Below are 10,340 nucleotides of genomic sequence, written 5' to 3' on the forward strand. Positions count from 1 at the left end.
GTTCACGTGTCAACGCAAGTTATTGCGAACAATCGTTGCGAGCGCAACAAAAAAAAGGGGGTCAGAGTTATTACTCTGACCCCCAACCCTCGCAGCGGCTCACCCTACCAATTCGTAGGGGCGCATCATCTCGTTGTCTTCGTGCTCAAGGTAATGGCAGTGCCAGACGTACTTGCCTGGCTCGCCGTCGAAGCGCGTGATGATGCGGGTAACCATCCCAGGGTCGCAGCGCACGGTATCTTTCCAGCCGGCTTCGTGCGCGGCCGGTGGGATGGATGGCCCGGTGAACTTCAGTTCCTTGCGGGCATTCCACGCGAAGAGGTCGAACGGACGGCGCTCCAGTACCTGGAAGCGCACAAGGTGCAGGTGGATGGGATGCGCGTCGCCCGTCACGTTGACGAACGTCCAGGTCTCAACCGTGCCCTTCTTGGGTTTTTCGCTGATCGGATCGCTCCACATCTTGCCATCGAGCAGCATCGTCATCGGATTGCCGCCCGAATCGTCCTGCTCGCCCAGCGCAAGCACGCGGTCCTGCACCGCCGTGGATGGATCGATGCGCTGGACCTGCCGCAACGCCGCCGGCACCACCGAGGTATCGCGGCGACCCTTGGCACGAACGCGGAACTCGACGATGCCATCGGCCTGGTGGCGTAGCTGCACCGACTGGCCCGCATAAGCGCTGAAGTCGACGATCACCTCGGCGCGTTCGGCCGGGTAAAGTTCGATACTCAGGCGATCGGTGGGCGCTGCCAGCAGTCCCTGGTCGCTGCCGATCTGCTGGAACGGTTTGCCATGTGACAGCGACAGATTGAAGAAGCTGGTATTGGCCGCGTTGATCAGCCGCAGGCGGTAGCGGCGCGGCTCCACTTCAAGATACGGATACAGCTTGCCGTTGCACAGCACCGCGTCGCCGCGGCATTCGGACACCCAGGGCGCCTCGGGGTCGTCCGATACCGGGTAATAAAGTTTGCCGCTCTTGGCAAGCAGGCGATCGTAGAGCATCAACGGAATGTCGAACTCGCCCGAGGGCAGCCCCAGGGCTTGCTCGTCATCGTCGTGCACGTGGAAGCTGCCGAACAGGCCCGCGTAGATGTTCAACCGCGTGATGCCCATGGCGTGGTCGTGGTACCACAAGGTGGTGGCGTCCTGGTCACCCGGGTAGAGGGCGGTCAACGATTTACCCGGCACGTACCAGTCTTCAGGCCAACCGTCGTTCGGCGCGGAAACGCGCGCGCCGTGCACATGGGTGATGGTGCGAACGTCGGGTTTTGATTTCTCCGCGCCGTGAATACCGTGGTCGATGGGCAGGAAATGCCGGGCGGGAAGCTCGTTGGCCCATTCCACCAGTACCGGCTCGCCGCGGCGCGTCACGATCGTGGGGCCCGGCGTGGACCCTGCGTAACCCCATTGCGGTGTCGGCGGCAGATCCCGGTGCACCCTGGCACTGAATGCCCGCATCGGCATGCGGTAGAGCGGCAGCTGCCGGCCTCCGAACGCAGCGTGGGCACGCTTGCCCGTGGGCACGGCGATCGGCGGCACCGGCAGGGCATCGACGAACTTTGCCATGGTCACCGGGTTCACCAGCGGCACGTTCGGCGCGGCCAGGGCTGGCATGGCCATCCGTTGCTTCATCGGCATGGCCATCGGCATATCCATCGCCTGGGCCACGCGCAATGTATCGACGAAAACGCATGCACCGGCGAGTCCGCCGGCGACGCCCAGGAAACGGCGTCGGGAATTATCCATGGGAAATATCGTTTGATTGCCTGTCGAGCAGACCACCGTAAGTCGCCTAAATGACAAGGACATTTCAACCTAGGCCATCAGTCATGCGTAACCTTTTACGGGCGGCGTTCATCCCATTGCATGAGTTTTCCCCATGGATGCCGCATGTTCTTCCGTACTTTCGTTCTCATCGCGCTACTGCTGGCGGCTGGAGCCGCCACCGCCACGGATATCCAGATCGATGGCCGCATCGATCCCGCCGAGTGGGCAGGTGCCCGCCACATCACCGACTTTCGCGATACCCAGCCCCTCACCCGGAACCCGGGCAGCCTGCCCACCGAAGCCTGGGTCATGTCCACGCCCAAGGGCCTGGCGATCGCCATCCGCGCCACCCAGCCGCCCGGCGTACCGCGCACCACGCAGCACACGCGCCGGGACGAGGAAGCCCTGGTGGACCGCATCAACGTGATGATCGATTTCAACGGCGATGGCCGCACCGGTTATGACTTCGAGGTGACATCCACCGGTGGCGTGGCCGATGAAATCATCACCGGCGAGAATACCTTCAGCTATGACTGGGACGGCCGCTGGGACAGCGCCACCACGCAGGACGCCGACGGCTGGTCGGTGGAGGTGCTTATTCCCTGGTACATAGCGCCGATGCGCTCGGTAGCCAGCGGCACCCGCACGATCGGCCTGTACCTGGACCGCGTGGTGGCTTATAGCGGCGAGCGCATGTCCTGGCCCACCGCAAGCGTGGACCGCCCGAGGTTCCTGTCGGACTTCGCCAAGGTCGAGTTGCCGGCCTATTCGCAGTCGTTGTTCGCCGTGACGCCGTACCTGGTGGCCACCAACGACCGCGTCCACGGCGGCACCTCGTTCCAGCAGGGCGCGGACCTGGTGTGGAAACCCAATGGCCAGACCCAGCTCACCGCCACCATCAACCCGGACTTCGGCCAGGTGGAGAGCGACGACCTGGTGGTGAATTTCACCCCCGAAGAGACATTCTTCACCGACAAGCGGCCGTTCTTCACCGAGAACCAGGGCATCTTCGACTTCAGCCTGCTCGAGGACTACACCCAGCTGGTGTACACGCGCCGGGTGGGTGGCCTGAAGCCCGATGGCACCGGACCCGCGGACATCGCAGGCGCCGTGAAGCTCAATGGCAGCCTGGGCAGCACGAGCTACGGCGTGCTCGCAGCGCAAGAGAAAGGCGACGAAGGGCGCACATTCGGTGCGTTGCGCCTGCTGCAGGACTACGGCGACCAGAGCCTTGGCATGCTGGCAACCCATGTGGGTGATCCGTTCCATGACCGCGATGCCAACGTGCTGGGCATCGACCATCGCTGGAAGCCCAACGATCATTTCTCGATTACCAGCAATGTCGTGGGCAGCAAGATCGATGAGCCAGGGATGGGATCCTCGGGGCTGGGCGCCACGACCGTGGTCGACTATGAGATGAATCCGGTATGGACCCAGCAATGGCTGGGCATGTACTTCGGCAACCACCTGGAGCTCAACGACTTCGGTTACCTGCCGCGCAACGCGTTCGGGTACCTGCATTATGAAGTGAGGCAGCGGATAACCGGCCTCCCGGCCGATTCGGCGTACTCCTCTCACACCTGGCATTACCGCATCATCGCCTCGGACAACACCCAGGGGCTGAACATCGAACGCCAGCTGCGCATCATCCGCGACAGCCTGCGCCGCGATGGCGGCGAGGAAATCTGGCAGTTGAACATCGACGCCGCCGCCTATGACGACCTCCTCACCCGCGGCGGCAATCCGATGCGGCTTCCGCCCAACGTCACCCTGATGTACCAGCGGACGCGCCCGCGCGTGGGTAACTGGAGCTTCGAATCGAAAGGCGAGATTACCGGCAACCCGATTACCGGCGCGCACCGGCTGGGCTACATGTTCAAGTTCGTGCCCACGTTCTACGTGAACGACGCGCTGAGCTTCTTTACTGGCGCCAGCTATGAATCGGACCCGTACTGGACGATATGGCAGGGCAAGGGCAACCTGGTGGGCGCGTTCGACGGCCGCACCATTGGCCTGGACTCGGGCATCAACCTCAACTTCGGCGGCAACCAGGAGTTGCGGTTGAAACTGCAGGCCCTGGGCGTGGGAGCACACCTGCGCCAGGCCTATGAGGTGGCGCCCAATGGCAGCCGGATCCCCACCGATGAGCCGGTGGCCGACTTCGGCGTGCGCAACCTGGGGTTCCAGGTGCGCTACCGCTACGAGATCGCGCCGCTGTCGGATCTCTACATCGTCTACAACCGCGGCGGCTACGACGATGACCCGGCCACCACCGACGCGAGCGGGAATTTCCGCCACAGCTTCGACCTGCGCCAGGTCGAGCAGGCCCTGGTGAAGGTGGCCTACCGGCTGGAATTCTAAACTTTTGGATGATCCCTTAAGCCCGTGGCCGGCATGTAGACTCCGAACGACAACATAGCCTGCAAGGACAAACGCCATGATCGTGATCATCGCCGCCCTGCTCCTGGGCATCGTCGCGGGCCTCCGGGCCATGACTGCGCCCGCCGTGCTGGCCTGGGCCGCGCAGTTCGGGTGGGTTCACCTCGATGGCACCGCCCTGGCCTTCATGGGTTGGAAGTGGACGCCGTGGATCTTCACCCTGCTGGCCATGGGCGAGCTGTTCACCGACCAGCTGCCGACCACGCCCAGCCGCAAGGTACCGGTGCAGTTCGCCACGCGCGTGATCGTGGGCGGCTATTGCGGCGCGGCCCTGGGGCTTGCCGCGGGCATGCTGTGGGAAGGGTTGATCGCTGGCGTGGTCGGTGCGGTCATCGGCACGCTGGGCGGCGCCGCGGCGCGCGCCGGCATGGCCCGGGCCTTCGGCAGTGATCGCCCCGCCGCGATCATCGAAGATCTTGTTGCCATTGCCGGTGGCCTTGCCATCGTCTGCTGCCTCGGCCATGGCTGATTCTCCGGTACAAGACTTCGACGCCATCGTCGTGGGTGCCGGGCAAGCCGGCCCCTCGCTGGCCGTGCGCCTGGCAAAGGCCGGTAAGCGCGTGGCGATCGTTGAAAGAAAGCTGGTGGGCGGCACCTGCGTCAACACCGGCTGCATGCCCACCAAGACCCTGGTCGCCAGTGCGCGGGTGGCGCGCCAGGTAGCGCGCGCCAACGAATACGGCGTAGAGGTGGGTTCACCGGGCCCCTTTCGCCTGCCCGTGGCGATGGCCCGCGCGCATGCGGTGGTAGACAAGGCAAGAACGGGGAACGAAACCTGGCTTGGCGGTACCGAAGGCGTCGAGTTGATCCGTGGCCATGCAAGGTTTGTTTCCAGGGATACGCTCGACATCGACGGCCGCCGCATCCGAGCACCGCAGGTATTCCTCAATGTAGGAGGCCGCGCCGCGATCCCGGACTTTCCCGGGGTGGAAGACATCCCCTACCTCACCAATGTCTCGATCCTGCAACTGGAGACACTGCCCCGGCACCTGGCTATCGTCGGGGGCAGCTACATCGGGCTGGAGTTCGCCCAGATGTTCCGCCGCTTCGGCAGCGAAGTAACGGTGATCGAACGGCAGCCGTACCTCTTGCCCCGCGAAGACGCCGACATCTGCGATGCGATCAGACAGATGCTGCAGGCCGAAGGCATCGCCATGCGTACCAGTGCCAACTGCATCGCGCTGAAGCCCGATGCCGAAGGCATCTCGGCCCGGGTGGATTGCACCGAAGGCGCCCCGGACATCGTGGCCAGCCATGTATTGCTGGCCACCGGACGACGTCCGAACACCGATGACCTGGGCCTGGATGCCGCCGGCATCTGCGTGAACGAGCGTGGCTACATCGAAGTGGACGACACGCTCGCCACCAACGTGCCGGGTATCTGGGCGCTGGGCGACTGCAATGGCCGCGGCGCGTTCACCCACACCGCCTACAACGATTTCGAGATTGTCGTTGCGAACCTGCTCGATGGCGACGACCGCCGCCTGTCGCAACGCGTCCCCGGCTATGCCTTGTACGTCGATCCGCCACTGGGCCGGGTCGGCATGAACGAAGCGCAGGCGCGCCAGGCAGGCCACGACGTGCTGGTGTCGGTGCGGCCGATGTCGCGGGTGGGCCGTGCCACGGAAATGGGCGAGACCACCGGCATGATGAAGCTCATTGCCGACGCGAAGACGCGCCTCATCCTGGGCGCGGCGATCCTCGGCATCGGCGGCGACGAAGCCATCCACGGCGTCCTGGACATGATGAGCTCCGGCCGCACCGTCGATGACCTGCGCTGGGCCGTCCCCATCCATCCCACCGTTTCCGAGCTGTGGCCTACTGTGGCGTTGGGGCTGCGACCTCTGGGGTAAGAGGCGTGGGAGGGGGCGGTGGTCACCCTGGTCGCTAAGTCCTCGTCGGGCTTTGCCCTCCTGCGGAAGCGCTCCCAGGGTGACCACCGCCCCCTCTCCTCCGACCCTTGAGGTGCGTGAGACCAAATGCCGCGTGTAGAAAGGCTGCGCGCGGCCCGACAGGTCACTTCGGTGTCGGAAAACGGAAGTCGCTTGGCTCTTCCCCACAACCCACCCGACGCCTCCCCACGAAGCCACCACACGCTACATCTGGCGGAACAGCGACATGTAGCCCTGGCTCACCGGCAGGGTTTCCTCGCGCCCTTTCAGACGCAGCGAGCCATTGCCCGCATCGTGGCGGATCACCGAGACCACCTGGGCCAGGTTCACGATGGTCGAACGATGCACCTGGCGGAACAGCCGCGGATCGAGCCGGTCGAGCAATTCCCTGATCGAGGTACGGATCACCGCATCGCCCTGCGCCGTCACCACCGTGGTGTATTTGTGGTTGGCGCGGAAGCAGACCACATCGCTGACCATGATCAGCTTGGTCTCGCGGCCGGCGCTGGCGGTGATCCACACCAGCGGCGAGACCACCGAGGCCGGGGTGGCTGCATTCAACTGATCGAGCACCGCACCGCGCCGCTGCGCTTCGTCCATGGACGGCGTGCGGCGTCCCTGCAGCCGGCGCACCGTGGCATCCAGGCGTTCGCGCTCCACCGGCTTGAGCAGATAATCCACCGCGCCGGCCTCGAAGGCATTGACGGCGTACTGGTCGTACGCGGTGACGAATACCGGCAGGGTTGCAGGGCTTACCTCAGGAAGCGCCATCGCAACTTCCAGCCCGGTCATGCCAGGCATGCGGATATCCAGGAACGCATAAGCGGGCTTGTGCGTGGCGATCGCCTCGAGCGCATCAGGACCGGAATCGGCGGTTGCCAGGATCTCCAGTGCAGGCCAGGCCTCGCGCAGCTGGGCCACGAGCGCCTCGCGCAGCAGTTCTTCGTCGTCGGCAACGATACAGTCGATCATGACGCGTCCTCCGCCGGGATCTCCCGCGGGATCTCGATGCTGGCCACGATGCCGCGGGGAATATTGGCCGTGACGCGCAGGCTGGCGGTGGCACCATAGGTAAGTGCCAGGCGCTCGGTGATGTTGCGCAAACCCACGCCGGTGCCCGAACTGTCCTCGCGCAAGCCCTCGCCGTCGTCGGCCACGCTGATAGTGACCTTGCCCATGACGTTGCCGCCCCGGGCGTTGATCCACACCGTGCCGCCGGCCTCGCGCGGCTCCAGGCCGTGGCGGATGGCGTTCTCCACCAGGGTCTGCAGCATCATCGCCGGCAGCCGGACACCTTCCAGGTCCGCCGGTACGTCGATCTCGATATTGAGCCGCTCGCCCATGCGCACCTTCATGATCTCAAGGTATGAACGCGCGCGTTCCACCTCGCGCGCCAGCGGCGCGACGAAATTCCCGTCTTGCGGAAGCGAGCGGCGCAGGTAGGTGATCAGGTTGCCCAGCATCTCGTCGGCCTTGGCCGGGGATGAGCGGGTAAGGAGCTGCGCACTGGCCAGCGTGTTGTAGAGGAAATGCGGTTCCACCTGGGCATTGAGCAGGTTCAGGCGTGCCAGCGCCAGCTCACGCGCGGCGCGCACTTCGCGCATCTCCTCGCGTTCCTGTCGCCGGCTTTCGCGCACCCGGCGGTTCAGCGCGCGGGCAATGGAGTCGGCATTGTCGATGTTCGCACCGTCGTCGACGAACAGCAGGTCCATCCATGGATCGGTCGCCGGTTCGCAAAGAAGGCGGATGGACGAGGCCTCGTCATCACCCACCACCTGCGCGCTCACGTGATCCACGGCCAGGCGATGGCGCGGATGCGAAACGCGTTGCTCCCCCTGGTCGCGGAGGCGGCGCGGCACGGCGGCGAAGAGCTGGAGGCTGTCATGGGCGGACTCGGTTACCCGCGCCCGGGGCAGTTCGCGCACGGCGGCTTCGAGCATGCCGAACGCCACTTCGGCGCCCACTGGCAGGTCGATCGTGCGCTGTTGGCGGATGGCCAAAGGCAGCGGGCCACTACCCGGGTGTAACAGGCGGATGCGACGCACATGCACGATCACCCGCGCCATCTGCAACAGCCAGGCGCCCAGCATGGCCAGTATGAAAACCGATACCAGGAAGCCGGGCAGGAAGTCGAAACTCGACAGGATCGAGACGGCAATGGCGAAAACCACGCCCCAGGCGACGAAATGGCGGAAGACGAAGGAAAAGGCAGACATGGCGTTTTTCGAACCTGAGTAGCGATGACGTGGCCAGCTTCCCTGCCCCCATCGCTACGGCGCAAGGGCATTGCGACGAACGAAGGACTGGGGGGCGCCAGCGCACTCCCGCGGGGCTAATTCTTGCCTAGATGCTTGTCGAAGAACGCCGCCATGACCGCATAGGCCTCCTTGGACTCCGGAAGCTCCGGGTCCGAAAAGAACGAGTGCCACATGCCGTCCCACAGATGCAGGTCCACTTCTACGCCCGCCCGGGTCAGCAGGCGCTGGCTTTGCAATAGCGAGCTCATGGCGAAGTCGCGGGTGCCGGAGATCAGCAAGGTCGGTGGGAACTTCTTCAGCATCGCCGGATCGTTGGCCGGCAGCACCAGGGGATCGGTTTCACTGGCGCCGGCAAAGTACGGCAGGCGATGGATCGACACCGGGCCACTGCCGATGGCGTCGCCACTCAACACTGGCGACACGTACGAGGAATCGCCCGCCGGCGCGACGATGCCACTGCAGAACATGCCGATGGCGCCTGGCACCTTGATGCCATCGTGGATCAGTCGCGCCACCACCTCGCCGGTAAGGATGCCGCCGGCCGAACATCCGTAGATGCCGATGTTGGCAGCGGGGTAGGTTTTCAGAAGCTCTTTGTACACCGCTTCCACATCGTCGCTGGCGGCAGGGAATGTATGTTCCGGGCCCTGTCGATAGTCGATGCTGATCACCTTGATGCGGCCCACGGCGGCTACGGGGATCGACTCGACCAGGGCACCGCTATGCGCGCCCCAGAGAAACCCCCCGCCGTGAAGGTTGATCAGCACGCGATACTTGTTGTCGCGTGCCACGCCATCGGCGGGCTCCACGACATCGGTGGCCACGCCCCCGATCACCGGTGAAGACAACTTCACCCGGTAGAGCTTCTTCATCCGCTCCACGCGGTTGGCGTTGATCGCGTCGTTGAACTTGCGCGCGGGCTCGACGCCTTTGGAGAAATCGGGCGCCTGCTTGCCCTCGACCAGTATCTGGCGGAAGCGGTTCAACGCCTCCGGGGAGGCGTACGCGGAGAAAGGTATGGTGGCGGCCGGGAAGGCAATGGTGCCATCGACGGCGGCGGCCGGCGCGGGTACCGCCGTGGACGCCGGCGCCGGCGGCTGCGCCGCGAAGGCATGGGCTGCCAGGGCCACGCCCAATAGCCCGGCAAGGACTGACCGAATGCGCATGCAAGCTCCCCAGGGGTGAGTGTCTTCCCTTCAAGCCTAGCAGGGCATCGACCCCTAGCGTGCCAGCATGAACCGGCGGTTTCGAAGCAGCGCCGCCGAAACCAGGGAGACGATAACCCCCACCGGGAATATCTCGGCAAACGTCATCGGCCAGCGATAGAACGGATTGGCGTACTGGACCTTGAACTGCTCCATTTCAGCCTTGAACTGCGCAAGGGCCGCGCCGGAGACGCCCTTCGCCGCCTGCTGGGCGACCATGGCCCGGGCGTAACTACCGGCGAAATCGACATGGGCGATAGCGCACGATGCTTCCCAGCAGACCACGTAAACCACCCCTGCGACGAAGCTGATGCCAAGGCCCAGGCCCAGCGCCGGCCAGAACCCGATCACCCCGCCCAGGTCCACGTCGCGCCGGCGCTTGATAGCGAGGAAGACCGCACTCAGGGCGATCAGCATCATCAGGTAGCCGATCAGCATGCCGTAATGCATCATCGCCTGGCCGCTCATGCTGAGCGTCAGGACGGACAGCGGCACACCGACGACGATGCCTGCGATCAGGCCGTAGATCACGATATATCGAAGCATTTTGAAACTCCCCTTCGGTCAGGTCTTAGGACCCATCAGAGCCCGGGACGACAGCGAAATCCATCGCCCAAATGGGTGATTGGCGGGAAATCCCCCATTATCATGGCGATTCAGGCAATGAGCCCGAGTTCACGCGCCCGGTTGATGGCATCAGTCCGTCGCACCGCGCCGAGTTTTTCGTAAAGGCGGGCGAGGTGCGTCTTGACCGTGTTGGGCGAAACTTCCAGCCGGCG

At 64.6% G+C, this 10,340-nt stretch carries 9 protein-coding genes; 3 read left to right on the plus strand and 6 right to left on the minus strand.

Features of this window, described 5'->3' with window-relative positions; genetic code table 11:
* Window positions 1–99 precede the first annotated feature (99 nt).
* Complete coding sequence (locus VK519_RS08420; protein WP_324348973.1) at window positions 100–1,746, minus strand: multicopper oxidase family protein; 1,647 nt, start codon at window positions 1,744–1,746, stop codon at window positions 100–102.
* Between the two features lie 144 nt (window positions 1,747–1,890).
* Between VK519_RS08420 and VK519_RS08425 the strand changes: the two genes are divergently transcribed.
* The 3 genes from VK519_RS08425 (at window position 1,891) to VK519_RS08435 (ending at window position 6,059) form a co-directional block, all read left to right on the plus strand.
* Window positions 1,891–4,128 (plus strand): DUF5916 domain-containing protein, encoded by a 2,238-nt coding sequence (locus VK519_RS08425; protein WP_324348975.1) that lies wholly within the window; start codon window positions 1,891–1,893, stop codon window positions 4,126–4,128.
* Between the two features lie 76 nt (window positions 4,129–4,204).
* Window positions 4,205–4,675, plus strand: coding sequence for a DUF4126 family protein (locus VK519_RS08430; RefSeq protein WP_324348977.1), 471 nt, complete (start codon window positions 4,205–4,207; stop codon window positions 4,673–4,675).
* Window positions 4,668–6,059 carry an FAD-containing oxidoreductase gene (locus VK519_RS08435; RefSeq protein WP_324348979.1) on the plus strand — a complete coding sequence of 464 codons (1,392 nt, stop codon included), beginning with the start codon at window positions 4,668–4,670 and terminating at the stop codon, window positions 6,057–6,059. The genes VK519_RS08430 and VK519_RS08435 overlap by 8 nt, the downstream gene beginning before the upstream one ends.
* Before the next feature lie 243 nt (window positions 6,060–6,302).
* Here the strand turns inward: VK519_RS08435 and VK519_RS08440 are convergent, their stop codons facing one another.
* The 5 genes from VK519_RS08440 to VK519_RS17840 form a co-directional block, all read right to left on the minus strand.
* On the minus strand, window positions 6,303–7,070 hold the full coding sequence (locus tag VK519_RS08440) for a LytR/AlgR family response regulator transcription factor (protein ID WP_324348980.1): 768 nt from the start codon (window positions 7,068–7,070) through the stop codon (window positions 6,303–6,305).
* The gene (locus VK519_RS08445; RefSeq protein ID WP_324348982.1) at window positions 7,067–8,314 is read right to left on the minus strand and encodes a sensor histidine kinase; all 1,248 of its coding nucleotides are present in this window, start codon (window positions 8,312–8,314) and stop codon (window positions 7,067–7,069) included. The genes VK519_RS08440 and VK519_RS08445 overlap by 4 nt, the downstream gene beginning before the upstream one ends.
* Window positions 8,315–8,430: 116 nt before the next feature.
* Window positions 8,431–9,522: an alpha/beta hydrolase gene (locus VK519_RS08450; protein WP_324348984.1), complete on the minus strand. Its 1,092-nt coding sequence runs from the start codon at window positions 9,520–9,522 to the stop codon at window positions 8,431–8,433.
* A gap of 54 nt (window positions 9,523–9,576) precedes the next feature.
* A complete protein-coding gene (locus tag VK519_RS08455; RefSeq protein ID WP_324348986.1) occupies window positions 9,577–10,107 on the minus strand; it encodes a DUF4199 domain-containing protein in 531 nt (176 codons plus the stop codon).
* A 110-nt stretch (window positions 10,108–10,217) separates the two neighbouring features.
* The gene (locus tag VK519_RS17840; protein WP_414692718.1) at window positions 10,218–10,334 is read right to left on the minus strand and encodes a LuxR C-terminal-related transcriptional regulator; all 117 of its coding nucleotides are present in this window, start codon (window positions 10,332–10,334) and stop codon (window positions 10,218–10,220) included.
* Window positions 10,335–10,340: the final 6 nt, after the last annotated feature.

Origin of the sequence: Pinirhizobacter sp. (assembly GCF_035317885.1) — a bacterium.
Lineage (GTDB): Bacteria > Pseudomonadota > Gammaproteobacteria > Xanthomonadales > Rhodanobacteraceae > Pinirhizobacter.

Excerpts from the sequence above, each read along its gene's own strand:
- VK519_RS08420 (WP_324348973.1), bottom strand. The coding sequence starts at position 1,746 with ATGGATAATTCCCGACGCCGTTTCCTGGGCGTCGCCGGCGGACTCGCC.
- VK519_RS08425 (WP_324348975.1), top strand. The coding sequence starts at position 1,891 with ATGTTCTTCCGTACTTTCGTTCTCATCGCGCTACTGCTGGCGGCTGGA.
- VK519_RS08430 (WP_324348977.1), top strand. The coding sequence starts at position 4,205 with ATGATCGTGATCATCGCCGCCCTGCTCCTGGGCATCGTCGCGGGCCTC.
- VK519_RS08435 (WP_324348979.1), top strand. The coding sequence starts at position 4,668 with ATGGCTGATTCTCCGGTACAAGACTTCGACGCCATCGTCGTGGGTGCC.
- VK519_RS08440 (WP_324348980.1), bottom strand. The coding sequence starts at position 7,070 with ATGATCGACTGTATCGTTGCCGACGACGAAGAACTGCTGCGCGAGGCG.
- VK519_RS08445 (WP_324348982.1), bottom strand. The coding sequence starts at position 8,314 with ATGTCTGCCTTTTCCTTCGTCTTCCGCCATTTCGTCGCCTGGGGCGTG.
- VK519_RS08450 (WP_324348984.1), bottom strand. The coding sequence starts at position 9,522 with ATGCGCATTCGGTCAGTCCTTGCCGGGCTATTGGGCGTGGCCCTGGCA.
- VK519_RS08455 (WP_324348986.1), bottom strand. The coding sequence starts at position 10,107 with ATGCTTCGATATATCGTGATCTACGGCCTGATCGCAGGCATCGTCGTC.